This is a genomic window from Corynebacterium sp. HMSC05C01, from assembly GCF_001807155.1.
Taxonomy (GTDB): domain Bacteria; phylum Actinomycetota; class Actinomycetes; order Mycobacteriales; family Mycobacteriaceae; genus Corynebacterium; species Corynebacterium coyleae.
This window is the reverse complement of the sequence record NZ_KV787954.1, coordinates 157,736-184,176: the sequence shown is the minus strand read 5'-3', so window position 1 is coordinate 184,176 and position 26,441 is coordinate 157,736. Positions and strand designations below refer to the sequence as shown.

At 61.0% G+C, this 26,441-nt stretch carries 21 protein-coding genes; 3 read left to right on the top strand and 18 right to left on the bottom strand.

Annotated elements, in window-relative coordinates; all coding sequences use genetic code 11:
- Positions 1-171: 171 nt before the first annotated feature.
- Positions 172-1,089 carry a 30S ribosomal protein S2 gene (rpsB, locus tag HMPREF3145_RS05650; RefSeq protein ID WP_070422264.1) on the bottom strand — a complete coding sequence of 306 codons (918 nt, stop codon included), beginning with the start codon at positions 1,087-1,089 and terminating at the stop codon, positions 172-174.
- A 330-nt stretch (positions 1,090-1,419) separates the two neighbouring features.
- Between rpsB and HMPREF3145_RS05645 the strand changes: the two genes are divergently transcribed.
- Positions 1,420-1,950 (top strand): M23 family metallopeptidase, encoded by a 531-nt coding sequence (locus HMPREF3145_RS05645; protein ID WP_083279399.1) that lies wholly within the window; start codon positions 1,420-1,422, stop codon positions 1,948-1,950.
- On the opposite strand, the gene HMPREF3145_RS05640 is transcribed toward HMPREF3145_RS05645, so the two are convergent.
- The 14 genes from HMPREF3145_RS05640 to rpsP all read right to left on the bottom strand — a co-directional run bounded on the left by HMPREF3145_RS05640 (position 1,913) and on the right by rpsP (position 15,212).
- Positions 1,913-2,812: a tyrosine recombinase XerC gene (locus HMPREF3145_RS05640; protein WP_070422262.1), complete on the bottom strand. Its 900-nt coding sequence runs from the start codon at positions 2,810-2,812 to the stop codon at positions 1,913-1,915. The two genes, HMPREF3145_RS05645 and HMPREF3145_RS05640, sit on opposite strands and share 38 nt — an antisense overlap.
- Before the next feature lie 41 nt (positions 2,813-2,853).
- Positions 2,854-4,029 (bottom strand): DNA-processing protein DprA, encoded by a 1,176-nt coding sequence (dprA, locus tag HMPREF3145_RS05635; protein ID WP_070422261.1) that lies wholly within the window; start codon positions 4,027-4,029, stop codon positions 2,854-2,856.
- The gene (locus tag HMPREF3145_RS05630) at positions 4,026-5,549 is read right to left on the bottom strand and encodes a YifB family Mg chelatase-like AAA ATPase (protein ID WP_070422260.1); all 1,524 of its coding nucleotides are present in this window, start codon (positions 5,547-5,549) and stop codon (positions 4,026-4,028) included. Before HMPREF3145_RS05630 ends, dprA begins: the two co-directional genes overlap by 4 nt.
- Complete coding sequence (locus HMPREF3145_RS05625; protein ID WP_070422259.1) at positions 5,536-5,916, bottom strand: YraN family protein; 381 nt, start codon at positions 5,914-5,916, stop codon at positions 5,536-5,538. The genes HMPREF3145_RS05630 and HMPREF3145_RS05625 overlap by 14 nt, the downstream gene beginning before the upstream one ends.
- Positions 5,917-5,990: 74 nt before the next feature.
- Complete coding sequence (locus HMPREF3145_RS05620; RefSeq protein WP_070422258.1) at positions 5,991-6,296, bottom strand: DUF2469 domain-containing protein; 306 nt, start codon at positions 6,294-6,296, stop codon at positions 5,991-5,993.
- Positions 6,293-6,943, bottom strand: coding sequence for a ribonuclease HII (locus tag HMPREF3145_RS05615; RefSeq protein ID WP_070422257.1), 651 nt, complete (start codon positions 6,941-6,943; stop codon positions 6,293-6,295). Before HMPREF3145_RS05615 ends, HMPREF3145_RS05620 begins: the two co-directional genes overlap by 4 nt.
- Positions 6,944-6,947: 4 nt before the next feature.
- Positions 6,948-7,706: a signal peptidase I gene (gene lepB, locus HMPREF3145_RS05610; protein ID WP_070422389.1), complete on the bottom strand. Its 759-nt coding sequence runs from the start codon at positions 7,704-7,706 to the stop codon at positions 6,948-6,950.
- 177 nt (positions 7,707-7,883) lie between these two features.
- Complete coding sequence (gene rplS / locus HMPREF3145_RS05605) at positions 7,884-8,231, bottom strand: 50S ribosomal protein L19 (RefSeq protein ID WP_070422256.1); 348 nt, start codon at positions 8,229-8,231, stop codon at positions 7,884-7,886.
- Between the two features lie 114 nt (positions 8,232-8,345).
- Positions 8,346-10,664 (bottom strand): Tex family protein, encoded by a 2,319-nt coding sequence (locus tag HMPREF3145_RS05600; protein WP_070422255.1) that lies wholly within the window; start codon positions 10,662-10,664, stop codon positions 8,346-8,348.
- Between the two features lie 36 nt (positions 10,665-10,700).
- Entirely contained in the window at positions 10,701-12,086 is a 1,386-nt protein-coding gene (locus tag HMPREF3145_RS05595; protein WP_070422254.1) for an anaerobic C4-dicarboxylate transporter, read from the bottom strand.
- Positions 12,087-12,190: 104 nt separating this feature from the next.
- Positions 12,191-13,270, bottom strand: coding sequence for a tRNA (guanosine(37)-N1)-methyltransferase TrmD (trmD, locus tag HMPREF3145_RS05590; RefSeq protein ID WP_070422253.1), 1,080 nt, complete (start codon positions 13,268-13,270; stop codon positions 12,191-12,193).
- On the bottom strand, positions 13,263-13,763 hold the full coding sequence (gene rimM / locus HMPREF3145_RS05585; protein WP_070422252.1) for a ribosome maturation factor RimM: 501 nt from the start codon (positions 13,761-13,763) through the stop codon (positions 13,263-13,265). The genes trmD and rimM overlap by 8 nt, the downstream gene beginning before the upstream one ends.
- Positions 13,764-13,804: 41 nt before the next feature.
- Positions 13,805-14,584, bottom strand: a complete 780-nt coding sequence (locus tag HMPREF3145_RS05580) for an SDR family NAD(P)-dependent oxidoreductase (RefSeq protein WP_070422251.1) — start codon at positions 14,582-14,584, stop codon at positions 13,805-13,807.
- A 133-nt stretch (positions 14,585-14,717) separates the two neighbouring features.
- Positions 14,718-15,212 carry a 30S ribosomal protein S16 gene (rpsP, locus tag HMPREF3145_RS05575; RefSeq protein ID WP_070422250.1) on the bottom strand — a complete coding sequence of 165 codons (495 nt, stop codon included), beginning with the start codon at positions 15,210-15,212 and terminating at the stop codon, positions 14,718-14,720.
- A 391-nt stretch (positions 15,213-15,603) separates the two neighbouring features.
- Between rpsP and HMPREF3145_RS05570 the strand changes: the two genes are divergently transcribed.
- Positions 15,604-17,799 carry an acyltransferase family protein gene (locus HMPREF3145_RS05570; RefSeq protein WP_070422249.1) on the top strand — a complete coding sequence of 732 codons (2,196 nt, stop codon included), beginning with the start codon at positions 15,604-15,606 and terminating at the stop codon, positions 17,797-17,799.
- 58 nt (positions 17,800-17,857) lie between these two features.
- On the opposite strand, the gene ffh is transcribed toward HMPREF3145_RS05570, so the two are convergent.
- Both ffh and ftsY read right to left on the bottom strand, forming a co-directional pair.
- Positions 17,858-19,486, bottom strand: a complete 1,629-nt coding sequence (ffh, locus tag HMPREF3145_RS05565) for a signal recognition particle protein (protein ID WP_070422388.1) — start codon at positions 19,484-19,486, stop codon at positions 17,858-17,860.
- Between the two features lie 111 nt (positions 19,487-19,597).
- Positions 19,598-21,235: a signal recognition particle-docking protein FtsY gene (ftsY, locus tag HMPREF3145_RS05560; protein WP_246815344.1), complete on the bottom strand. Its 1,638-nt coding sequence runs from the start codon at positions 21,233-21,235 to the stop codon at positions 19,598-19,600.
- 190 nt (positions 21,236-21,425) lie between these two features.
- On the opposite strand from ftsY, the gene HMPREF3145_RS05555 reads away from it, so the two are divergent.
- Positions 21,426-22,916, top strand: a complete 1,491-nt coding sequence (locus tag HMPREF3145_RS05555) for an HNH endonuclease signature motif containing protein (RefSeq protein ID WP_070422248.1) — start codon at positions 21,426-21,428, stop codon at positions 22,914-22,916.
- Positions 22,917-22,959: 43 nt separating this feature from the next.
- On the opposite strand, the gene smc is transcribed toward HMPREF3145_RS05555, so the two are convergent.
- Positions 22,960-26,418 carry a chromosome segregation protein SMC gene (smc, locus tag HMPREF3145_RS05550; protein ID WP_070422247.1) on the bottom strand — a complete coding sequence of 1,153 codons (3,459 nt, stop codon included), beginning with the start codon at positions 26,416-26,418 and terminating at the stop codon, positions 22,960-22,962.
- Positions 26,419-26,441: the final 23 nt, after the last annotated feature.

Here is a 26,441-nt window from a genome sequence, read left to right as displayed (position 1 = left end):
CGACGATCTGGCCGGCGGCATGACTTGCCACGTGTGGAAAATACGAACACCCCGGTCCGCCGCGTCCCGGCCGGTAATCGGCGGACGTGAGCGGAACGCGGGGTGTGCGTGAATCCTGGCCGAAGCCAGGCGGCTTACGCCTGGGTTGCGGACTTGCAGTGTCCTTGAGACTTAGGCGTCCTTGCCCTCAGCCTGCTCAGCAGCGCGGACGGCTGCCGGCTGCTCGACCTCTGCAACTTCCTGCGGAGCAGCGGTCTCTGCAGCAACAGCGGCCTTAGCAGCATCGGCTGCGGAAACCTCGTCGGAAGCAGCGGCCTGTGCAGCAGCCTCGGCTGCCTCAGCCTGACGCTTCGCGTCGGTGTCGCCTGCAGCGTCACGTGCAGCTGCGAGCTGACGCTCTTCGCGCTGCTGCTTACCAGCGATGACAGCCTCGCCCACGACGTGGGTGAGCAGCTTGACAGCGCCGATGGCGTCGTCGTTGCCCGGGATCGGGAAATCGACAACATCCGGGTCGCAGTTCGTGTCCAGAACAGCGACGACCGGGATGCGAAGCTTCTGCGCCTCGTTGACGGCGATGTGCTCCTTGTTGGTGTCCACGATCCAGAGAGCGGATGGAGCCTTGGTCATCTCAGAGATGCCACCCAGGACACGCTCGAGCTTCACGCGTTCGCGGGTCAGCATGAGGATTTCCTTCTTGCCGCGACCTGCGTAGCCGTCCTCGGCTGCGTCCATCGCCTGAAGTTCCTTCATGCGACCGATACGCTTGGATACGGTCTGGAAGTTGGTGAGCATGCCACCCAGCCAGCGGTGCGTGACGTACGGCATGCCGACGCGCTGCGCCTCTTCCTGGATCGGCTCCTGTGCCTGCTTCTTGGTGCCGACGAACAGGATGGTGCCGCCGTGTGCGACGGTTTCCTTGACAAACTCGTATGCCTCATCGATGTAGGTCAGCGTCTGCTGCAGGTCGATGATGTAGATGCCGTTGCGCTCCGTGAAGATGAAGCGACGCATCTTCGGGTTCCAGCGACGCGTCTGGTGACCAAAGTGGACACCTGCGTCGAGGAGTTCACGCATGGTTACAACTGCCATGGGAATGTCTCCTTCGGAGAAAGTAGTTCGGTTACTTGTAAGTCTCACGTGCGGGTTTTTATCCCTCACCCTGGCACCGTGCCTGCCCCGCACCCCTGTGAGAGGGACCGTTGCTGAGCAGCCATTGTTCGGCGCGCGTAGTCAATCTATGCAGCGCTCTACGGTGCTGCACAAACTGCCCCGGCAACCTTACCCGTATGAGCCCTAAAAACCTAAACTCATCTGCAACGTTGTGGATAACTTCCCCTGGAGTCACACTAACCACTCCCGTTATCCACAGATTTTGCGCAGACCCTGTTCTTTTCCGCGCCGCAATGGTCCTTTGAGAGCATGCATTGCCTATCGACGACGCCACGCACCACCACAGCCACCATCCTGCTCGGAGCCCTACTGTGGTGCTCCCCCGCCACCGCCCTTGCCTGGGTCGATCCCGCGGCAGGCACACCGTATCCCCGCGCGGTATCCCGTCCTGCGTCAATCCCGGAGGAAAATTGGAAGCCTGGCCACCGTGGCGTGGATCTGCCTTTGAAGCTCAACGCGCCTGTGCTCGCTGCGGGCGACGGGGTTGTGGCGTTCGTCGGCACTGTCGCGGGCACTCCTGTGATCTCGATTGACCACCCAGGGGGCATTCGCACGACCTACCAGCCAGTGCGCTCAGACCTCAAGGCTGGCGACAACGTTACGGAAGGCCACATCATTGGCAGACTTGCGCGCGCCACAAGCCACTTTGCTGGCGAACACGACGGACTGCACTGGGGTGCGCTTACAGGACCTGACAAGTACATCGATCCGCTCACACTGCTGGAGCCACCGAGAATACGACTTAAGCCCGTGGATGCGCCTGGTCGTAGACGTTTTTGAGCCGCTGCGCCGAGACGTGCGTGTAGATTTGCGTGGTTTGCAGGCTTGAGTGCCCAAGCATTTCCTGCACAACACGCAGATCCGCTCCGCCTTCGAGCATGTGCGTCGCGGCCGTGTGGCGAAGGGTGTGCGGACTGATGTCGCTGACACCGGCACGTTGCCCGGCGCGCTCGACAACACGGCGCACTTGGCGTTGGCCGATGCGCCCGCCACGGGATCCGACGAATACCGCATCCTCTGCTTTGCCATTGGCCAGTTCGGAGCGCCCGAACTCGAGCCACTCGTTGAGCGCCAGTGTTGCTTCGCGCCCGAACGGGACGACGCGTTGTTTGTTGCCTTTGCCGGTCACGCGGGCAAGCCCGCGCGCCAGGTCAATGTCGGAGAGGTTGAGACCGGTGAGTTCGCCAACACGCATGCCGGTGGCGTAGAGCAGCTCGAGCATGGCTCGGTCACGGAGGTGTTCGGCGGGGTGGGCGTCGTCGGCGGTATCCGCCTCGACGAGTTCTGTGGCACGCTCCCCGCGTACGACGTTGGGCAGCGCGCGATTCACTTTTGGTGCTTTGAGGCGGGCTGCTGCGTCGTGGTCGATGTAGCCCTGGCGGTACGCCCAGGTAGAGAATGCGCGCGCGGCTGCGGTACGGCGCGCAAGGGTGGCTCGGCTGCGCCCGGCGGTCAGTGCGTCGGCCAGCCAGGTGCGAAGCGCCTCCAGGGTGAACGCGTCGAAGGTGTCTGCGTACCCGGCGAGTGTCGCCAGGTCGGAGACATACCCCTTCACTGTGTTTGGGGAGCGCCCGAGCACAAGCGAGGCGTAGTCGGCGAAATCGCCGACGCCCGCTTGCACTTGCCCTACGCTTTCACTCATGTCGCAGGAGTTTACTCGCTAACCAATATTCACTTGGTTATTCACTCGGTGCGGGACCATTCCTTCCGCTCGCGCTGCACCACTCCCCGCTTGGCCAGGTCCATCAGAATGTGCACCGTCAGTCCGATGGAAAGGCCAGCGTCTGCCGCGATCTCTTCAGCCGTTCGCGATCCTTCGCCTGCTCGTGGCAGTGCGTCGTAAATGCGCAGTTCGTTGTGGCTGAGTTGCTGCGTCAATGTCGGCGGGTACTTCATTTCCATCTGCTCGCCCGCATCGAAATCCCCCGTATGCGCGATGTGCTCGTGAATCTGGTCGGCGTTGAGCACCATCGCCGCCTGCTTGTTCTGAATGGCGAGGTTCGTGCCGAGCGACTCCGTTGCAGTAATGGGGCCCGGCACTGCCATCGTTTGTTTATTCATTGCATTGGCCCACTTCAGCGTGTTTAACGCACCTGAGCGAAACGCCGCTTCCACCAGCAGGGTGCCCTGGGTCAGCCCTGCTACGAGACGGTTACGGGTGAGGAACCTGTGCCGGTCCGGGGTCGTGCCGGGTGGGTACTCGGTGACAATGGCTCCCCCGGCGCGCACAACCCGATCGAAGAGTGGCTCGTTGCTCAGCGGGTAGACGTACCCCGGCCCGCAGGCAGCGACCACGATGGTGGGTGCGCCGCAGTCGAGGGCCGCCTGGTGTGCGATCGTGTCGATACCCAGTGCACCACCAGAGACGATCGTGTACTGGTGTTTTGCCAAACCCCGCACAAGGTCATCGGTAGCGTGACGTCCATACTGCGTTGCTGTTCGTGTACCGACAACGCCGACCGACTGTGCAAGTAGCTTCGCAAGGTCTGCTTCACCTTTTACCCACAGCGCGTGTGGTGCAACCGCTTCTTCGTTCAGGGAAAGTTTTCGATCATCGTCCGGATACTCACAGTGGAACGTGGGCTTGATGTTCTCTCCAGGCCAGCCTGGCGAGTCTGGAGTCAGCAACGTATATCCGGCGGCCCTAGCACGCGCGAGATCCTGCGCAGGTTGGTCCCAGGTATAGCGGTTTTGCGTCTGCGGTCCTAGGGCCCCGATCCAGCTTGCACGCGTGCGCACACCGTGGGCAATCTCGTCCGCGCTTCGCCCGTTGGTAATGAACTCCTGAATGTGGATCGAGGGTCCCTCGACAACACGGCTGAGATACGCCCAGGATTCTGGCGAACTTACATTCCTCATGCCGCCACCTCCTCTGGTGCGGTGCGCATATCGACGGCGCGAGCCACATGGTCGATATCCGGTTGCGCCACGCCTTCCAGATCCGCAAGCGTCCACGCCACCTTCAGGCTCCGATCCACGCCACGCTGCGTGATACTTCCGGTGCGCAGCAGCGAGGACAGGTAGGCCATCGCTGCTTCGTCCGCGGGAAATTGCTTGCGGATGAAAGTTGGGGCAACGCGAGCGTTGACGGACTCGTCGATACCAGCCTGCGACCAGCGCTCTTGGGCACGCTCGCGCGCCTGCATGACACGCTCGGCGATGACTGCCGACGACTCCGCGTCACCCGGGGTAACCACCGTGGAATCCGCTGAGGTCTGGATGAACACATCCAGCCGGTCGAGCAACGGGCCGGAAACGTTGGATAAGTGCCGGGCCCGCTCAGCCACCCGACACGTGCAATTGCCGTTGACCCGCTGGCACGCACACGGGTTCGCAGCCAGAACGATTTGCGTATCAGCCGGGTAGACAACTTCCCGGCGCGAGCGCGTCAGGCGCACCTCACGCTTTTCTAGCGGGATCCGAAGCGCGTCGAGAACGTGCGCAGAAATCTCCGAGGCTTCGTCGAGGAACAGCACCCCATGGTGGGCCTGGCTGACCACCCCGGGGCGAGGCACTCCTGAACCGCCGCCGATGAGCGCCGCCCTGGTCAACGACGGATGTGGGGCGATAAACGGCCGGTTGGACACAATGCCGCCACTGGAAATTCCCGCAGCCGAGTGCAGCGCCGTGACTTCCACCATCTCCTCGATGTTCAGCGGCGGCAAGATAGAAGGCAGCCGCTCTGCCAGCATCGACTTGCCGGAGCCAGGCGGGCCGATCATCATCACGTGGTGCCCACCGGCTGCGGCGACCTCGAGGGCCTCGCGCTCCACAGTCATTCCGGCGATGTCACTGAAGTCCGCGACCGCTGCAGCGTGTTGGACCTCCGGCTCGCCGACGGTATCCAGCGTTGTCTCCCCGATGAGCCACTGCCACACCTGCGCCAGCGAATCTGCCACAAGGATGTTCTTCATGCCGAGCAGTGAGGCTTCTGCGGCGTTCTCTCGTGGAACGACGACGATGTCGGGTCCGGTGGTGGAGTCGTCGTGAAGCATTGCAATCAGCATCGGCAACACGCCGTCCACTCGGCGCAACGAACCATCCAACGCCAGCTCTCCGAGCAGCATTGTGCTCTCTAGTCTGCGCTGCACCCGCGGATCCAAACTGCCCAAGACGGCAGCTGCAATCGGTAAGTCGAAGTGCGAGCCCGTCTTCGGCAAATGCGCCGGCGACAACGACACCATGATCTTCGTACGTGGCCAAGGAAGCTGCGAGTTGGAGATCGCAGTGCGAATCCGGTCGCGCGACTCTTTCACCGCCGCATCGCCCAACCCCACCATGTGGATCCCCGGAAGACCCGGGCCGACGTTGGCCTCCACAGTGACAAGCCGAGCCGTGATGCCCTCAACTGTTGCGCTGATCGTGCTAGCAAGCGGCATCTTCCACCCCCAAGTAACGACGAAGGACGAAATCATCGCCATCGGTGACGCACTCCACGACGTCGAAACGGATAGCGCGAACCCCCAACGCAGGATGCTCTCGCATCCACTGCGCAGCGCAACGACGCATCGTGCGCAACTTCTTCGCAGTGACCGCCTCCGCAGCACCGAACGCGCCACCCCTGCGCGACTTCACCTCGACGAACACAATCGTGCCGTCTTCGTCTTCAACGACTGCGTCAATCTCCCCTGCAGCAACGCGTTCTCGCTGACCAAGGACGGTATACCCTTGCTCCGCGTACCAGCGAGCCGCAGCACGTTCCCCCAATACGCCCAACTCCTGTTGGGCCGCATACCTGGCGTGCATACATTCCCCCTTATTGTCTTTTAGCACCAAAACATCTGGTACCTATTAGACGGGCAAATGCACGCCCCGGTTCCCTACTCCGGGAATGTCAGCTCAGGTTTATCCAACTCTTCAATGTTGACGTCCTTGTAGGTGATCACACGCACGTAACGCACAAAGCGCACCGCACGGTACATGTCCCACACCCACGCATCCGACATGAGAACCTCGTAGTAGACGTCGCCACCCTCCGTGTGCGGAATCAGCTTCACCGCATTAGCCAGGTAGAAGCGGCGGTCCGTCTCCACAACGTAGGAGAACTGGCTCGCCACGTCGCGGTACTCGCGGTACAGGGACAGCTCAACTTCTGCCTCGTAGTTGTCAAGATCCTCGGCGCTCATACATGACCCCTTAGCTCAGTGTGAAACCTGTCAGCGTCCCTGACGTTCGCATAACTATAACGATGTTCCGGGCTCGCCCCGTGGCGGCGCACCGCGTCCATATGCACCTTTGTTGAATAGCCCTTGTGGCCCTCCAACCCGTACTGCGGATAGTCCCGAGCCATCTCCACAACGAGCCTGTCGCGGCTCACCTTTGCCAGCACACTCGCCGCAGCGATACAACGCGCGGTGTAGTCACCGCCGACAACTGGCAGTTGCGGTGCGCGAAGCCCCGGCACACGAAACGCGTCCACGAGCACGTAACCCGGATCGACATCCAAGCCTGCGACGGCGCGCCGGGCCCCATCCAGGTTGGCGTGTTGGATCCCGCGCCGATCAATCTCTGCCGCAGGGATATGAATGACGTGGTAGGAGACGGCGGCGTTGCGGATTTCGTCGAAAAGCAACTCGCGCTTCTTCGCTGTAAGCTTCTTCGAATCCGTCAACCCCTCAAGCGCAGCAATCGGCTTGATGGGCAAGACGCACGCAGCGATGGTCACAGGGCCAAAGCACGCACCCCGGCCAGCCTCATCGACCCCCGCCACCGGCCCCAGCCCGGCCTTGTCCAACGCGACCTCGTAGGTGCGTAACTGCTTAAGACGGCGCACTACCCTACTGCTGAATGTCCGGGTCCGACACACCCTGAAGGCGGTTCAGCGGGAAGACAACCGCCTGCACCTTGCCGCGGATACTCTCCTCCGGAATAGTTCCCTGGAACTGATCCCCCAAGTGGTAGCGAGAGTCCAGCGAGTTGGTGCGGTTATCGCCCATCATGAAGTAGTGGCCTTCCGGCACCGTCACCGGGCCGAAGTACGGACCACCACACGCATCCGATCCGGTCTCCTCATCCACCGGGTAGAAGTTCGGCTGCAAGATGTACGACTGATCGATCGGCTTACCATCAACCATGACCGCCGGGTCGCCCGCCTGACACGAGACAGTCTGTCCGCCGGTAGCGATGATGCGCTTGACCAACGTGTTTTCATCCTTGGGCACCAAACCAACCCAGGAACCCACCTCCTGCAACCCACGAATCGCAGGGTTCGAAGAACGGTTGGAGGAAAAACCCGTGTTCCACGAATCCGTACCGGCGAACACGATGACATCACCCGGCTCAGGGTCCGAGAAGTAATAGCTGACCTTCTCCACAAAAATGCGGTCGCCCGAACCGTCCTCGCCGTGCAGCGTTGGCTCCATCGACGCCGACGGAATGACATACAGCCGGCCGATAAACGTTTGCAGCACGAACATGATCACCAACGTGAGCACAACTACCACCGGGATCTCGACGTACCAGGGAAGGTTCTGCTTCTCGTCGCTGCAGTCAGCGCCATTTGCAGCGCCGTTTGCAGGGCGGTCTGCAGCGTTCACCTCATACGATGCATCCTCGGCAGCGTACGGGTTGTGCGGCTTAGGGGTCTGGGGCTGCCCGTTGGCGGGCACATTCGCGTTGGTCACGCCGGATAGGTTAGCACCGCACCCCGACACCCTGAGAACGCAACGTGCCCCGCCCGAGAAACTCGGACGGGGCACGTGGTGCGGCTAAAACTAGCGACGCTCCTTAATACGAGCAGCCTTACCGCGCAGATCGCGCATGTAGTACAGCTTCGCACGACGGACGTCACCCTTGCGGACGACCTCAATCTTCTCCAGGTTCGGGGAGTGCACCGGGAAGGTACGCTCAACGCCGATACCGAAGGAAACCTTGCGGACGGTGAAGGTCTCGCGGATACCGCTGCCCTGGCGACGCACAACGAAGCCAGTGAACACCTGAGTACGGGTCACAGAACCCTCGATAACCTTAACGTGAACGTCGAGGGTATCGCCCGGGCGGAAGTCCGGGATATCGTCACGGAGCTGGCCTGCGTCAACCAGATCAATAATGCCGTTGCTCATGAAAGCAATCCTTTTCGTTTTCGGACAGAGGACCCTGGCGGCACTTCCCTAATCAGGGCGCTCGGCCGGTTCGTGTCGATTACAACAACCTGCAGCATTCTACATACTGCCCGGTCACTTCCCAAATCCGGCACGCTTGAGCGCGTCCGCCATCGAGCCAGATGCTTGACGACGATCACCGCCCCGGTTCTGGTTTCGCCCCTGGCGCTGCTTCTGACCGCCACGGTTCTGGCCACGGCTCTGGCCACTGCGCTGTTTCTGGCTGGTGGTCTGGCCGGGCTGGCCAGGCTCGTCGTCAAGCCGCAGGCTCAACCCAATGCGGTTGCGAGCGACATCCACATCCATCACCTTGACCTTGACTACCTCGCCGGAGCGCACCACCTCGTGCGGGTCAGAGACAAACTTGTGGCTCATCGCGGAGACGTGAACCAGACCATCCTGGTGCACACCCACATCCACGAACGCGCCGAAAGCGGCAACATTGGTCACGGTTCCCTCGAGGATCATGCCGGGCTTGAGATCCTTGACCTCGTTGACGCCTTCCTTGAACTCCGCAGTTTTAAACTCAGGGCGCGGGTCGCGCCCCGGCTTGTCCAGCTCGGCGAGAATGTCGGTCACGGTAGGCACACCGAAAGTGTCGTCAGCGAAATCCGCCGGCTTGAGTTTGGTGAGTACCGCCGTGTTGCCGATGAGTTGCTCGGTGTTCAGACCCGTCGCCTGGGCGACGCGCTCCACCACCGGGTAAGCCTCCGGGTGTACCGCTGAGCCATCGAGCGGGTTCTTCCCGCCCTGGATACGCAGGAAGCCAGCGGCCTGCTCGAATGCCTTCGGCCCCAGACGCGGAACCTTGCCCAACTCCTTGCGGGTAGCAAAACTGCCGTGCTCGTCGCGGTACGCCACGATGTTCTTCGCCACCGTGCCGGACAGACCAGCGACACGCTCAAGCAGTGGTGCCGAAGCCGTGTTGACGTCCACGCCAACTGAGTTCACCGCATCCTCCACCACAGCGTCCAACGTTTGTGCGAGCGCCGTCTGATTCACGTCGTGCTGGTACTGGCCCACGCCGATCGACTTCGGGTCAACCTTGACCAGTTCCGCCAACGGGTCCTGCAGGCGGCGCGCAATGGACACTGCGGAGCGCAGCGAGACATCCATGTCTGGGAACTCTTCGGCTGCGATCGGGCTTGCCGAATAGACCGACGCGCCTGATTCGGACACAACCACCGGAGTCGGGCGCTTGCCGCCAGCCTGTGCGATGAGGTCCGCTACCTCGCCGGCGAGCTTTTCCGATTCGCGCGAAGCGGTGCCGTTGCCAATAGCGATGAGCTCGACTCCGTGCTGGGCAGCCAGCGACGCTAACTCGGCGCGCGACGCGTCCCAACGGTTCTGCGGCTGGTGCGGGTAGACGATTGTCGTGGCCAGCACCTTGCCGGTGCCGTCCACAACCGCGCACTTCACGCCGTTGCGATAGCCCGGGTCAAGCGCGAGCGTTACGCGCTGACCTGCGGGGGCGGCGAGCAACACGTCACGCAGGTTGGTCTTGAACACCTGCAGCGCGCCCTCCTCGGCCTTTTCCTTCAGACGCATGCGGGTATCCAGGTTGGCCGACACCTGCAGTTTCGTGCGCCAACCCCACTGCACCGCCTTGGCCAGCCAGGCGGAGTCTTTCACCGGCAGATCGAAACGATCCGCGATCATGCCCTCAAAGACGGCCTCGTCGCCCGGGTCGAGGTTGAGCGTGAGCACGCCCTCGTTCTCACCACGCAGCAACGCCAGAATGCGGTGGCTGGGCAGTTTGTGGAACGGCTCCGAGAAGTCGAAGTAGTCCGCGAACTTCGCGCCTTCCTGCTCCTTGCCCTCAACAACCGAGGAGCGCATGGTGCCCTGTTCGTAGACGCGGTCGCGCACGGCTCCAACAAGGTCGGCGTCGGTGGCGAACCGGTCCACCAAAATCGAACGAGCACCGTCGAGTGCAGCCTTGGCATCCGGGAAGCCTTCGGAGAGGTACCTCTCGGCGAGGGTCTCGGGGGTGGCGGTGGGGTCGTCGATAAGCAATTGCGTCAAATCCTCAAGACCCGCCTCGCGGGCGATATCCGCCTTGGTCTTGCGACGCTTCTTGTAGGGCAAGTACAGATCCTCAACGCGCGCTTTGGTGTCAGCTGCGAGGATCTCGTGCTTGAGATCGTCGGTAAGTTTGCCCTGCTCTTCAATACTTTCAAGCACCGCGGTCTTGCGCTCAGCGAGCTCGACGAGGTAGGTGTTGCGCTCCTCAATGTGGCGCAACTGCCCGTCGTCGAGCCCACCGGTGGCTTCCTTGCGGTAGCGGGAAATGAACGGCACGGTGTTGCCTTCAGCGAGCAGTTTCAGTGCCTGCTCGACCTGAGATTCCCGAATGTTGAGTTCGTTCGCGATGGTGACTGCGATTGATGTCATTCGGGCGATCTTAGTCGCGCCGTACTCACGGGAGCTTTACAGCAGCACCTGCGCCAGAATCGAGCCCACCACGCACGAAGTGAACACCGAGATCGCACCCGGAATCAGGAACGAGTGGTTGATCACGAACTTGCCAATTCGGGTGGTGCCGGTGCGGTCGAAGCCGATGCAGGCAAGATCCGACGGGTAGGTCGGCAAAATCCAGTAGCCATACGCGGCGCCGTAGAAGCCAACAATGACCTTCGGGTCGATGCCCAAGGCAAGCCCGATCGGGGCAATAGCGACCAGCGCCGCAGCCTGGGAGTTCACCAACTTGGACACAATCAGCAACACGATGGCATACGCCCACGGGGCAGCTTCCACAACAGAACCGAGGCTGGATTCGAGCTGGTCGATGTGCGCCGCGAAGAACGTATCCGCCATCCAGGCCACGCCAAACACGGAGAACACCGCGGTCATGCCTGCCTTGAACACCGGTGTCGAGGCGATCTTCTTGTGATCTACCTTGCAGAACAGCAAGATGATCGCACCGGCAAAGAGCATCACCATCTGGATGGCGAGGTTCATGGACAGCGGCTTCATGCCACCGTCACCGTCGTCGAACGCGGGACGCAGGCCCTCAAACGCGCCGAGAACAACCACGAAGGCGATAGCGCCGAGGAAAATCCACACCGCGTTGCGAGCGGACTTTGGAAAGACTTCGTCCAGAAGCGAATGGCTGGACTTGTTGATGGACTCCGCAAACGCCGGGTCCTGCATGCGCTCCTGGAATACCGGATCCTTGTCCAGATCCTTGCCACGGTGCAACGACCACAACGCGGCCAAGATCACGCCGGAAAGCGAAGCCGGAATGGCAACCATAAGAATCTGCGGGATCGAGTACGCCTTATCGATAACTCCGGCGTGTTCCGCCAAAATCGACGCGAGCGACACCGTTGCCACCGACACCGGCGAGGCTGTAATACCCATCTGCGCCGAGGTAGAAGCAACCGCCATGGGACGCTCCGGGCGAATTCCCTTCTTCACCGCGATGTCTTCGATAATCGGGAACATGGTGTAGACCACGTGACCGGTACCGCACAGCACAGTGAGGAACCATGTGGTCACCGGAGCCAGCAAGGTGATGCGTTCCGGGTGGGCGCGAAGGAGCTTCTCGGCTTGCTGCATCATCACCTCCAATCCGCGCGATTGTTGGAGGGTCGCCGCACAGCCGATGACTGCGATGATGGTGAGCATAACGCCCACCGGTGGTTCGCCCGGCTCCAGACCGAAGACGAAGACCATGAGCATAAGGCCGATGCCAGAGATCAGACCAAGCCCAAGGCCCCCGTACCGCGTGCCGAGCAGAAGAGCGCCAAGAATAACGGCGATTTGAAGGACAATTGCGAGCCCCGAGGTGGGGTCGAGCACTGACGCGAGCATGGGTGTCCTTTCGTTTTGCAACGCGTGTAACACACCAAACATTACGCGATCAATGATCAGATCTTTAAATTATTCCAAGGTGATTTCTACCACCTCAGCAGGCATTACCCTGCCGTGTACCCGCTCCACTGCGTGCCCTTCGGCAACGCATCCGCAACCGCTTGCGTCGCATCCTCCAGCGACAGCGCGGTTCGTCCCTTCACCGTGAGCGTCGTTTCGTTCCGCTCGATCGTCTCCGCACGATAGCCAGCCTGTTTCAGCGCCCGTCGCAGTTGCTTTGCGACGACCCGCTGTCCGCCCACCTCGAACACCGACACAACCTCACGCGAATCCAGCATGAACCGGTCCTCTTCACTGAGCTCCACCTGTTCGAGCAATTCGGGCCTGACGGCACGGGTGCGTTTCAGCGACTGCTCACGGCGCCACGCTTCAACCTTCTTGTGGTCGCCAGAGGTAAGCACCTCCGGAGCCTCGATCCCCCGCCATACTCGTGGTTTTGTATAACTCGGGCCCTCAAGCAACCCATCCGAGAAGCTGTCCTCCTCGTGGCTTTCAGTGTTGCCAAGCACTCCGGGGATCAACCGGGTGACTGCCTCCGCGATGACCAGTACGGCGACCTCGCCACCAATGAGTACATAGTCACCAATGGACACCTCACGCACCCGGTAGCGCTGCTTCGCATCCTCGAAGACACGCTGGTCGATTCCCTCGTAGCGCCCGCAAGCGAACACAATGTGTTCCTCGCGCGACCAGGCACGGGCATCCGCCTGCGTAAATGGTTTACCTGCCGGAGTGGGAACGAGCAACAGCGGCTTTGAGGCGTCATCGCCTGCCACTGGGGATTCGTAAGGGCGTGGTGCAACGTTTGCGACATCGTCGTGACGCAACTTGTCATTCCGGTGCTTGGCCGCCGAGTCCAGCTCCGTGCCTGTGCGTCCCGCAGCGATATCGTCGAGCGCCGGCCCCCACACTTCCGGCTTCATCACCATGCCAGGACCACCGCCCAGAGGGGGCGCGTCTACCGACTTGTGGTTACCCGTCGCCCAATCACGCAGGTCATGCACACCGACGTTGAGGATTCCCTGCTCAATCGCCTTGCCCAGCAGCGCGTGGCGCAGCGGGTCCAAGTACTCGGGAAAAATAGTGACGACATCAAGGCGAAGCGCTGGCTTCGGGTTAGACATCAAGTAGTCCCTCCGGCGGCGTAATCACCAGGTAGCCATCAGCGAGGTCAATGTCCGGCACAAACTCCATAACGAAGGGCACGAGGACTTCCTTGCCGTGATAGGCGATCTCCAGAATCTTGCGATTCGGCGCATCCATCACGCCAGTAACAGCGCCAACTTCATCGCCGTCATGGCGGACCTTCAACCCGATGAGTTCGTGGTTGTAGTACTCGTCGGAATCCTCGTCGCGCTCCAGAGGTTCTGCAAAAAACTTCATGCCACGCAGACTGTCCGCAGCGGTGCGGTCTGGCACCTCCTCAAAACTGACGAGGAGGCGCTTCTGATGAGGCCGAACCGTCTTCACAGTCAAGTGCTGTTCCTTGCCAGCCTGGCGGCCGGTGAGCACCTCGCCGACAACAATGTGGTCTTCAGACTCGTCGGCGAGGAGCTCGACTGCTACCTCACCCTTCACGCCGTGCGACTTCACGACGCGGCCAATATTGAGCTCCATAATCGGCTACGGTAGCAGCCCCACAAATTGCCCTTGTCGGCCTACCAGACCTTGTCGCCACGAACCGTGGCGTCGAAGCCGCCGTCGATAAAGACAACCTGGCCGCACAGGTGGGTATTCTCCTCACTGGTCAGCCATGCAATAAAGCTGGCCGCGGCCTCTGCCGGCATCCAACCGTTCAGCGGCATCGGCACCTGCGCCAACTGTGCACGACCCTCGTCGGTGTTGCGCAGCTCTTCAGTCATCGGGGAAATCACGACGGCCGGCGCAATAGCGTTGAGCGCAATGCCCTTGCCAGCCCACTCCTCGGAGATCGCGTTCTTGCGCACCCAACGAGCAATGGCCTGCTTAGAGGACGAGTAGTTAAGGTATGCAACCTCGGGGCCCTGGTCAGCAAGTTCCTGGCCACGCTTGACGGTGGCTTCCTCATCACCAGCAAGCATCGCTTCAATCAACTGGTCATCCGCCGGCTGCAGTGATGCGATCGACGCCGTCACCACAGCGCGCGGCGCATCCGACTTCTCCAGCAGCGGACGAAGCCCCTCAAGCGTCGCAACCGCACCGAAGTAATTCACCTGTGCGGTCTTCGGGGTCGGCGCCTGCATACCGGCATTCGCAATGACGCCATCGAGCTTGCCATCAGAAAGTTTGGTGGCCTCCTCGACAAGCGCCTGACGGCCCTCTGCGGTGGTCAGATCCGCATTGATATCCGCATTCGCAATATCGGCAGTAATCACCTTGTGGCCGCGAGAGGTAAGCAACTCCGCAGTCGCCTTGCCAATGCCGCCCGCGCCACCAGTCACCAAAAACGTACGAGCCATGATCCGCTCCCCTTTCGATTAGGAAATGTCTGCATGCCCAACCGTACGCAAGTTTTACAAAGTCGCAGCACGAAAAACCCCGCACCGGCACGAAATGTGTGCGGGTGCGGGGTGTCGTCGATAAGCGAAAGGCTTATGCCTCCTCGGACTCAGCCTCTGCAGCCTCGCCCTCAGCCTCTGCAGCCTCGGCCTCTGCGGCAGCTGCAGCCTCAGCAGCTGCCTTAGCCTCAGCGTCTTCCTTAGCCTTCTTGCGCTTCTCGGTGATCGCCTCAGCGGTCGGGCCGTTCTTAGCCTCTTCCAGAGCCTGGTTGAACAGGTCGAGCTTGGACGGCTTCTCCTCAGCAACCTTGAGGGTGCCCTCAGCACCGTCGAGGCCCTTGTGCTTCTGCCAGTCGCCGGTCACCTTCAGCAGCGCGAGCACCGGCTCGGTCGGCTGTGCGCCGACACCCAGCCAGTACTGAGCGCGCTCGGAATCGATGCGGATGAGCGACGGCTCTTCCTTCGGGTGGTAGATGCCGATGTTCTCGATGACAGCACCGTCACGACGGGTGCGAGCATCAGCGATGACGACACGGTACTGAGCGTTGCGGATCTTGCCAACGCGCTGCAGCTTGATCTTTACAGCCATGGTGTACTTCCTTTAGGTCACTGGGCAGTGCAGACACTCGCCGCTTCTCGACGAGCCGGTTCAACCCTTCTTATTTACCCTGCGCGTGCCTGGCCGGTCGACCATCCCCTCCCAGGCAACCTGGGAAGGATCCAGACGGATCCGGCGCGTACGCAGTTATAGACTTGTCGTGCCAAACGCCAACAATGACGTCAGACAACCTTTGACACCTTACGGGCTAAAACCCCAAGACACCAAACTCCCGCACGGCAATGCCTTGCAATGCCCCGGTGTGGCTGGTTCGGTCATGCAAAGTTCAGACTGTATGGTCTTTACCGATTGCGACGCGCATTGCCAGCTGCAATACACGTCGCCTGTAACGAAATAGAAGTAGTTGACAAGGTTGGACACGATGGCAGGACAATCGGCACAGTCGACAAAAGGCTCGACCGCATACCGCGTCGACCTCGATGGGCTGCGTGGATACGCCATCGCACTCGTCGTCCTGTTCCACGTCTTCGTCGGACGTGTCTCTGGTGGCGTCGACGTCTTCCTGCTGCTGTCCGGTTACTTTTTCCTTGGCGGGCAACTGCGATACGCCCTGCGTCCGAACCCAAACCTGAACCCGTGGTGGCCCCTGTGGCGCACCATCCGCCGACTCGTACCGGCGCTCGCACTTGTCATCGTTAGCGTTGTCCTTCTCGTTCTCGCGTTTACGCCAGAACTGATGAGCCAGCAGCTCGCGAGCCAAGTCACAGCGTCGATGCTGTACTACCAAAACTGGGAACTCATCGCCCAAAATGCCGACTACGCTGCAGCAAGCCAGGAAACATCCCCGCTACAGCACCTGTGGTCAATGTCGGTCCAGGGCCAGTTCTACATCTTCGGCATCCTCATGGGCACCCTATTGGCTGTTGCAGTATCGAAGCTCAAAGCCAACCCTGTCTGGGCGCGACGCGTAGCCATCGGAGTGCTGGCACTCATCACTATCGCCTCCTTCGCCTGGGCCTCCCGCTTCGGTTTCGTCGGCACCGGCGCCAACTACTACTCCACGTTCTCTCGCGCATGGGAACTCTCCCTCGGCGCACTGCTCGCCTTCGTACCAGCCGAGCGATTCTTCCCACAGCGTTTCGCCTGGTTCACTGCACTACTCGGCGTCGCAATGATCACCATCACCGGCATCGTTATCCCAACGTCGCTCGCATTCCCCGGCCCCCTCACACTGCTGCCACTGACCGGTGCCGCACTGGTCATCCTGTCAGGCAACAGCAACGCTGTCTCCGGCGTGCTGGCATCTGCACCCATGACCTGGCTGGGCAAGATCGCTTACTCGCTCTACCTTTGGCACTGGCCGCTTTTGATCATCGTCACCGCCCTCGGCGGATACGCCGTTCCCCCAGCATGGCTCGGCGCATGTGTCATCGCCGTGTCCCTCGCCCTCGCACACATCACCCACATGCTGGTGGAAGATCCACTACGCCAGCATCGTGCGCGCCCGCGTGCCATGGATACGCCGGTGCGCGACGCGGGGTCGTCGCTACGCACGTGGCCCGGAAAATTCCGCGCAACGGGTGGTGTGCTCACCGCCGCTTTGTTTGCCGCAGCACTTGCCATCCAGCCAATCTGGAACGATCGTATCGACGACGCCGACAAACCCCTCGACCCCGCCATCTACCCAGGCGCACTCGCACTCGCCGGCGCCGAAGTCCCCGACGTCGAAGCCCGACCAGACCCGAACCTGGTTGCAGGCATCTACCCACCAATCGGGCTGGACAACTGCATGGTCTTCCTCCCCGAAGGCCCAGACATCATGCCGGGACCTCACTGCGTATACGGTGACCTGGAAGCCGACACCACCATCGCACTGGTCGGCGGCTCCCACATCGAACCATTCGGCATCCCACTGGACATCCTTGGCAAACGCCACGGCTTCAAAGTTGCAACATTCGTGCGCCAAGAATGCCCACTCGTCGTCGGAGGCCCCTGGGACCCCGCCAACGCCGACATTGTCTCGCCAGAATGCGCAGAATGGGGCGAGAACGCGTTCGCAGAACTCGTCGAACTCAACCCTGCCATGGTGATCTCCACCTCCACACGCCCCGCAGGTCACGCAGGCGGTGGCATCGCCTCTCAGGACTACGTGCCTGACGCATACGCAAACTTCTGGCAACGCCTCGCTGAATACGGCATCCCATTCGTCGGCCTGCGCGACAACCCATGGATGTTCAACCCCGACGGCGACCCAATGGACCCCAACCTGTGCCTCGTAGCCGGATACTCCGAAGCCGACTGCTCCATGGACGCACACGTGGTCTACTCCCCTGAAGACCCTGCGAAGTACTTCCTCGACGGCGGCTACAACCAGTGGGAAATCGACACCGCCAGCTGGTACTGCATCGACGGCATCTGCCCGCCACAGATCGGCAACATTTACATCTACCGCGACCAGAATCACATCTCCAACGCGTACGCCGAATCGCTCGCCCCATTGATGTGGGAAGAGCTCACCCCGATCTTCAACAAGCTTGGGCTTATCGACGACACCACGCTGGCCCCCGAAACCGCCACCGACTCTGCCCAAGATGGCGAAGAGGCCAACACCCTCTAAAGTGCTGGCCTCTCCCCCCCTTGATCTGTGAAGCGTTCGCGCTGCGGCGCGCTGCGCGCTAGAAGAACTTTCCCTTCTGCATACGCTTCATCGCCTCGTTGAAATCGAGGTTGTTGAGATCCATGCCCTGCATGCCCGCAGGAAGCTGGCTCTGCAACTTTTCCAAATCCTTCATATCCGGCATACCGCCACCCATGCCCGGCATTCCTGGCATTCCTGGCATCCCTGGCATCTTCGGCATGCCCTGATTTCCACCGCGCTTCACCGGCTTGCGCTTGCCGTTCTTGCCCCGGCGACCCTTCGGCTTCTTCTTAGTAGCGCTTCGGCCCATGCCAGGCATACCCGGCAAGCCGAACTGGCTGGCCATCTGCCCCATCATCTTCTTCGCCTCGAAGAAGCGCTCCACCAACTGGTTCACATCCGAGACCTTCACACCGGAACCGTTAGCGATGCGCTTGCGGCGCGATGCGTTCAAAATCTTCGGATCCTGGCGCTCCTGAGGAGTCATACCGCGAATGATGGCCTGGATACGGTCGAGCTGCTTCTCGTCGACCATGTCCGCCATCTGGTTCATCTGCTTGCCGCCAGGCATCATCTTGAGCAGGTTGCCAATCGGCCCCATGCGACGAATCATGAGCAACTGGTCGAGGAAGTCCTCCAGTGTGAGTTCGCCGGAAGCCAACTTGGTTGCGGCTGCCTCAGCGTCCTGCTCGTTATAAGTCTGCTCAGCCTGCTCAATCAGCGACAGCAGATCACCCATGCCGAGAATACGGCTGGACATGCGGTCCGGGTGGAACACGTCGAAGTCGTCGAGCTTCTCGCCAGACGACGCAAAGAGAATCGGCTTGCCCGTGACCTCACGGATGGACAGCGCGGCACCGCCACGGGCGTCGCCATCAAGTTTGGTCAGTGCAACACCAGTGAAGTCGACGCCAGCAGCGAACGCCTCGGCGGTAGACACCGCATCCTGACCGATCATCGCATCAATAACGAAGATGACCTCATCCGGATTCACTGCATCACGGATGTTGCGGGCCTGAGTCATCAGGGTCTCATCGATACCGAGGCGGCCCGCAGTATCGATGATGACCACATCGTTTTTGTTCTGCTTGGCGTGCTCAATACCCTGCTGCGCCACCGCAACCGGATCACCGTGCGAGGTGCCCATCTCGTGCTCATACGAGTCGATGGACGTACCCGGATCCGGGGCAAACGTCGGCACACCAGCGCGCTCACCAACAATCTGAAGCTGCTGCACCGCACCCGGACGCTGCAAGTCACACGCCACCAACATCGGGGTGTGGCCCTGCTTAGCCAAGTGCTTAGCCAACTTACCTGCCAGGGTGGTCTTACCAGCACCTTGCAGACCGGCGAGCATAATCACGGTCGGCGGGTTCTTCGCCAAATTCAACCGGCGAGTCTCACCGCCGAGAATGTTTGTCAGTTCCTCATCAACAATCTTGATGACCTGCTGCGCCGGATTCAGCGCTGCCGAAACATCGGCACCGAGGGCACGCTCCTTGACGCGCTTAATAAACGCACGCACAACCGGAAGCGACACGTCCGCCTCCAGCAACGCGATACGAATCTCGCGAGCCGTGGCGTTAATATCCTCCTCGGTGAGCTTGCCCTTGCCTCGCAGACCACCCAGGGCTGATTGGAGGCGGTCGGACAGTGACTCGAACACGGTGTGCACGCTCCCTTTTGCTTCTAGCGGAAAAGAATCCCCACAAGACTAGCGCGCGCCCCGGGTGATGGGCACATCACCGGGGGCGCGGGGTCGTCGACAAGCAAGCGCTTAGCCGAGAAGAGCGTCGACGAAACTCTCAACCTCAAACGGCGCAAGATCGTCCGCGCCCTCACCAAGACCAACCAGCTTTACCGGCACACCAAGTTCCTCCTGAACCTGGAAAACGATACCGCCCTTGGCGGTGCCGTCGAGCTTGGTCAGCACCACACCCGTGATGTCAACAACCTCACGGAAGACACGCGCCTGCGCAATGCCGTTCTGCCCCACCGTCGCGTCGAGCACCAGCAACACCTCATCGACGTTGCTCTTCTTCTCCACGACGCGCTTGACCTTGCCCAGCTGATCCATCAGACCCGTGGAGGTGTGCAGGCGGCCCGCCGTATCGACGAGCACCACATCAGCACCCTCGTCAACACCAGTTGCCACAGCATCGAAGGCCACCGAAGCCGGGTCCGCACCCTCCTTGCCACGAACCGTGGAAGCGCCGACGCGCTTGCCCCAGGTCTCCAACTGGTCCGCAGCCGCCGCGCGGAACGTATCCGCAGCACCAAGCACCACCGAGTGCCCCATAGACACGAGCACACGAGCAAGCTTGCCGGTAGTCGTCGTCTTACCGGTGCCGTTGACACCGACAACCAAGATCACGGCCGGTTTGCCGTCATTCGGCATCGCCTTAATCGAACGGTCGAGCTCCGGACGGGCAGCCTCAATCAGAGTTTCGCGCAGCATCGCACGAGCCTGCGCTTCGTTTTCCACACCACGCTCAGCGATCTTCTCGCGCAGGTTGTCCGTGATCTTCATCGTCAGACCCGCACCGATATCGGCCAAGATCAGCGTGTCTTCAATCTCCTCCCACGCGTCCTCGTCCAGATCGCCAGCGGAAAGAATGCCAAGCAGACCCTGGCCGATGGCGTTCTGAGAACGGGAAAGGCGGCCACGGAGCTTGCCCATGCGACCTGCTGCCGGAGCGATGTCATCGATCGGTTCGCTCGCGGGGGCCTCAACAACGACAGCCTCATCGGAAACCTCAGCACCATCCTGGAGCGCCTCTTCAGCACCCTCTTGAGCCACTACAGCAGCCGCAGCAGCCTCCTCTGCCTCCGCCGTGTCTGGCGTGTCTGGCGCATCGGGCGTTTCCGATTCGGCCTCAGGGGTTTCTGCCTCATCGACAGCAGGTTCCGGCTCCGGTTCTGGAGCTGGCTTCGGCTCTGCTACCGGCTCAGGTTCTGGTGCCGGCTCCGGTTCTGGCACGGCACATTCTTCAACGACAGGCTCCTCCACAGGCCGCTCGGCCGGCTTCGGCTGATCTACCTCCGTGCTGGTGGTGTCGTCGACAAGCAATGGCTCTTCATCAGGCGCAACTGCTTTCTCGATAACAGTCTTCGGCTCCTGCTCGGCCTTTTCAGGCTCGACTACCGGCAGAACCGGCTGGTCACGACGAATCGGCTCCGGCTGCTTCGGCTGAGCATCCGCCGGTGCGAAATTGAAACCGCCCTTCGCCTGATAATTGCCGGATTTCTCCTGCTGAGTGAGCTCCTTCGGCTCCTCCGGCTTCTCAAACGAAACGGTCTTCGACTCCTTGCGCTTCTTCCCCGCAACGACGATGCCCACGATGATCAGCACGGCAACGACGACCGCAACCGCCACCCAAAGGGCCGGGGAGTTCATCAACTCAGTGGTATTCATGCGTTCTAGTGTGCCAGCCGCCACGACACAAGGTGGAACAGCAATAGACACATTGCTTATCGAAGAATCAACGCTGCAGGTCAGGCCCATCCATACGAACGGGTGTTCGAATGTGTGGCGATCGTGTCGGCCTGGTCTGTAGCTTCATTTTCAACTCAGTTAGCAGCACACGTAGCCGAGAGGGGGACCCATGACAACCATCATCGACCAACACGTCAACCAGATCACCGCTGGACTAGAAGCGCTGTCCAACCTCATGATGGAACCCGACTCCCTCCACCTCCTCGGCACCCACCAAGCAATAGAGCGGCTACACGGCTCATTGCCACTGCTCGGAAACGTCAACGCCGCCTTCGCACATCTCTGCACAAGGGACAACGCCGGATCCCTGGTCGGCGCCAACCATCCCGTGGAATACCTCACGCAACGCCTCGGCCTCTCCCGTGCCCAGGCGTTCGACCTCCTCAACCACGGCAAGCGCCTCTTCGGCGAGCCCGATATCCCAGCCCCACCAACTAACCCGGAACAAACCGAAGAGGAAAAGCGCGCCGCAGAAGAAGAAGCACAACGACGCAAAGAACAAGAAAAGAAAGCCCAGGAACGCGCCCGCAAGGCTGCACGAGAAAAGAAAGCCTCCGAAGAAAAGAAGCGCATTATCTCCAACGCGCTCAAGGACCTCAACGAACACGCCAACCCGGGCTACCTCGAGTGCTACTCCCAAGCCATGGAAGCCGCAGCACGCATGACCCCCGAAGAGCTCCGGAAGTTCGTCACCGACCTCGTCCGCAAAGCCAACCGCGCGGGGCTGGACTACGAAAAGAAAAAGGACCCCCTAGCCGCGTTTAAAAAACGAGGCATCTCCTTCGGCCCCACCGATGCAGACGGCGGCTCCTACGCCCGGCTCTACCTCGACGCCGCATCACGCGCAAAATTCGAAGCAGCCCTCGCCGCCGGAGAAGCCCCCGGCTCTCACCTACCCGACGGCTCCAAAGACACCCGCACGAAACAACAACGCCGCTTCGACCAACTCATGCACATCCTGGATAACTACTCCCAGGCACGTATCACGCGCGACCGCGGCATCGGAACCGTTGTGGTGACACTGACCCTGGAAGATCTGGTCGGCGCTGATTGGCAAACACGCTTTTCCACCAATACCAGTGTGGATCTCACTGCCCTCGACATTCTTCACCTGGGCTTAGCAGGAGACACTTTTGCTCTCCAACTCGACTCTGCAACCGGTGTGCCACTATCACTCGGACGCGCCCGCCTCGCGTCGATTGAACAGCGCCTCGTCCTACTCGCTACCCAAGGTGTCTGCGCCTGGAACGGGTGCACCAAACCTGGCGTCGAACTCGAAGCCCACCACCTCCAGTCCTACCTCCACGGAGGTGTCACTGACCTCAATAACCTGATACTGCTATGTCGCGAACACCACAGATGCAACAACGACAACAGAGACGGAGCCGGTGGTAAGGGACACTTCGAAAAAGACCCCGACACCTGGGACATCACCCACCATCCAGCCGACGGCGGGCCACCGACCACGACCAGCACATGGCAGTTCGAACAGTCACCCGGTCAGCGGCATAAACGAAAAATTCGGGACAAACACCCAAGTTTCGACGACCAAGAACTACCGGGAACAGATCCACCCCTGTTCGCACCGGACACCGGGTAGCCATCTTGCGCTGTGCTACGCCCCAGGTGCTACGCCCCAGGTGCTACACCCCAGGCGCTGCACCGGCAGGTTGCATGCGTTGAGACAGCACTCGAGTGACGCCATCGCCACGCATAGTCACGCCATAAAGCACGTTCGCAACATCCATCGTTGGCTTCTGGTGCGTGATCACAATGAGCTGCGAATCCTGACGGAGTTCCTCCAGAAGGGCAATGAGCCGGCGCAGGTTGACGTCGTCGAGCGCCGCCTCAACTTCGTCGAGCACATAAAACGGACTTGGACGCGCACGGAAGATAGCGACAAGAAACGCCAAGGCTGTCAGCGATTTTTCACCACCGGAAAGCAGCGAAAGCCGCTTGACACGCTTCCCCGGTGGCCGGGCCTCAATTTCAATGCCGGTGGCCAACATGTCGTCTGGCTCGGTGAGCACCAAGCGCGCCTCACCACCCGGGAAGAGCGTCTGGAACACTCGCGGGAACTCGGCCTCCACATCCGTCCAGGCATCGGTGAACAACTGCAAGATCTGTGCGTCAACGTCCTCGATCACACCAGTGAGGTCTTTGCGTGCCTGAATAACATCATCAAGCTGCGTAGAAAGAAACGAATACCGCTCCTCCAACGCCTTGTATTCCTCCAATGCCAGCGGGTTGACCTTACCCAGCGCGCGCAGATCCTTTTCTCCCCGCTTGAGACGTTTCTCTTCTGCTTCGCGGTCAAAGTCCTCACCTGGGGTGTACCCATCAAGCAGATCGGCTACGGCGATGCCCAGGGTGGAGGTGATGTTGGCTTCGGCTTCGTCGATACGCACCTGTGCTTGCGAGCGGGCAATATCGGATGCGTGTGCGTTGTCGGTCAATCGAGACAATTGTTGGCGCGTGGCATTGACCTGCTGACGAGCTTGCTGCAACTGTCCCTGCAGGCTTGCGGTCTGGGCGGAGAGCTCATCGCGTTGCGCCGTCGCGCGTGCCAACGCGTCCTCGATTCGGGCGGCAAGGTCGCGCGCGTGCTTCTCGACGACCCGCGCTAGCTCTGCCTCCGCTCGACGCCTTGCCATCGCAGCGTCATGGCGGGCTTTCGCCTGACGTTCTTGCTCGGCTTGGCGGCGTAGCGCGTCTCCCTTGCCCGCTTCCGCCTCTGCCCGCTGTTGTGCAGTACGCGCGGCGAGAACGGCCTCCATTTCCATGGATTTGATGTGGTTTAGCGCGTTTCGGGCAGCGTCGCGTTCGGCAGATGACGGCTCCTCGGGTGAGGCGGATACGTCCGTGTCCACTCGGGTGAGGCGGTCGCGAGTTTCTTCCAGTTCGGTGCGGCGTTGCGCAAGCCGTGCGTCAGCTTCGTTGGCGCGCTGCGCAGCTCGTTCGTGCTCCGACTTGTTCGCTTCAGCTTGCTTGACCAAGCGGGTGCGATCGCGTCGCCAGGCTTCGAGTTCGGTGTCGTGTTCTCGAAGAGACGCACGCGCCGACGCGGCGTTGACTCGGGCTTCTTCCGCCGCAACCTTCGCACCTTCAAACGTGCCTGCGAGTTCGCTGAGTTGTTGGCGGGCCGTTTCAAGTTCCACGCGAGCAGCCTCGATGCGGGCGGAGACTTCAACCGTGGTTGCTTGCCCGGAGCCGGCTGCGATCCAGCCTTCGCCGACAAGTACGCCGTCGTGTGTGACGGCTCGCAACCTTGGGTCCTGCTCGACGACGGCACGTGCCGCCGCGACATTTTTTGCGACCACAGTGTCAGCGAGCAAACGTGTCACCGGACCAGCCACTGCATCGTCCAGCGTGACGTGGTCGAGCAGCCAGTCCACCTCAACGTCGGTCTCCAGGCGCCATGTGGAGCCGCCTCGCTTATCGACGACCACCGTACGACTCGCATTCCCCAACCGCGACACGGTCTCGTCGGACACATCACCTGCGAGCGCTTCGGCATAGTCGCCGAGGGCCGCCGCAAGCGCTGTTTCCAAACCTGCCTCTGTAGTCAGCAAACCCGCTAGCGGTGAGAAACCGTCGAGCAATTCGGCGGCATCCATTTTCGGCGTCTGCTCAGACAGCGTTGCAATGCGCGATTCAAGCGTTGCTACGTTGCGTTCGTGTTCGCGCTGCTCAGCACGAAGTTGCTCTAGGCGCTTCTCTGCAGCGTCAGATTCGGTGTGGGCGCGGGCGAATGCGGCGTCGAGTGGAGCGCGTTCCGCCTGAAACGCCGCGATGCGTTCCTCAACGGACACAACCTCAGCGTCAGCTTGGCGTGCACGTTCACGGGTTTCTTGAAGCGTCTCGTCGAAACGCCGAATCTCCTCCTCAGCAGCTTCAACCGCTTGCGCCTGCGATTCTTCTTGAGCAAGCAGTCGCACTACGCCTTCGCGACGGTCCGCGATCGCACGCACCTGCGCCATGTGTTCGCGCTCAGCTTCATCGAAAGCTTCCTGTCGTTCCGCGACTTCTTCTCGTACCGTTTCCAGCTGTTCTGCTGCTTCTTCGGCTGCTTCGACGGCTTCCGCGTAGCGTTCGTCGGCAATCCGTGCCCGTGCTTCGAGGTCTTCCGGGTCTTGCCCGGCATAGGCAACATCGGCGTTGTGGCTCCGAGCACGCTCCGATGCGATGCGTTCCGTAGCACTCGCCCGTTCCGCCAGCGTCGATAGCGCAAACCACACCTGCTGTGCTTCTTGTGCTTTGGGCTGTACTTCCTGCTGCTGTGCTTCGATGCTCTCCTGCGCTTCGGTGTATTCCTCGAGTTGCGCGGTAACGGTTTCTACCTGTTCTTCGAGGAGTTCGGCAGCACGGGCGGCGTCGGAAAGCTTCGCTCGCAAACGCACGACTTGGTCACCTGCGAGCTTGAGTTTGGCGTCGCGCAGTTCGGCCTGCACCGCCGCCCCACGCTTCGCGGCTTCTGCCTGCCGCGCCAACGGTTTGAGTTGCTTGCCCAGTTCGTCGGTGAGGTCGGTGAGGCGATCCAGGTTCGCCTGCATGCCGACAAGTTTGCGCTGTGCCTTCTCTTTACGACGACGGTGCTTCAGTACACCAGCGGCTTCTTCGATAAACGCGCGACGTTCTTCAGGGCGCGAATCAAGGATTTCGGAGAGTTTGCCCTGGCCGACAATGATGTGCATTTCGCGGCCGATACCGGAGTCGGACAGCAGCTCCTGAATGTCCATGAGACGTGCTTTGGAGCCGTTGATTTCGTATTCGGACGCACCGTCGCGGAACATGCGGCGAGTGATTGCTACATCGGTGTAGTCGATGGGCAATCGTTTGTCGGTGTTGTCGAAAGTAAGCGTGACTTCGGCACGTCCGAGTGGTTTGCGCCCGCCGGCACCGGCGAAGATGACGTCTTCCATCTTCCCGCCACGCAGGTTTTTCGCACCTTGCTCGCCCATCACCCACGCGAGTGCATCGACGACGTTGGATTTTCCCGAGCCGTTCGGCCCGACGACGGCGCAAATGCCCGGTTCGAATTTCATGGTTGTCGCGGACGCGAAAGACTTAAATCCTTTGAGCGTCAGCGATTTCAGGTGCATTCGCGCAATATTACCCGCTCGGG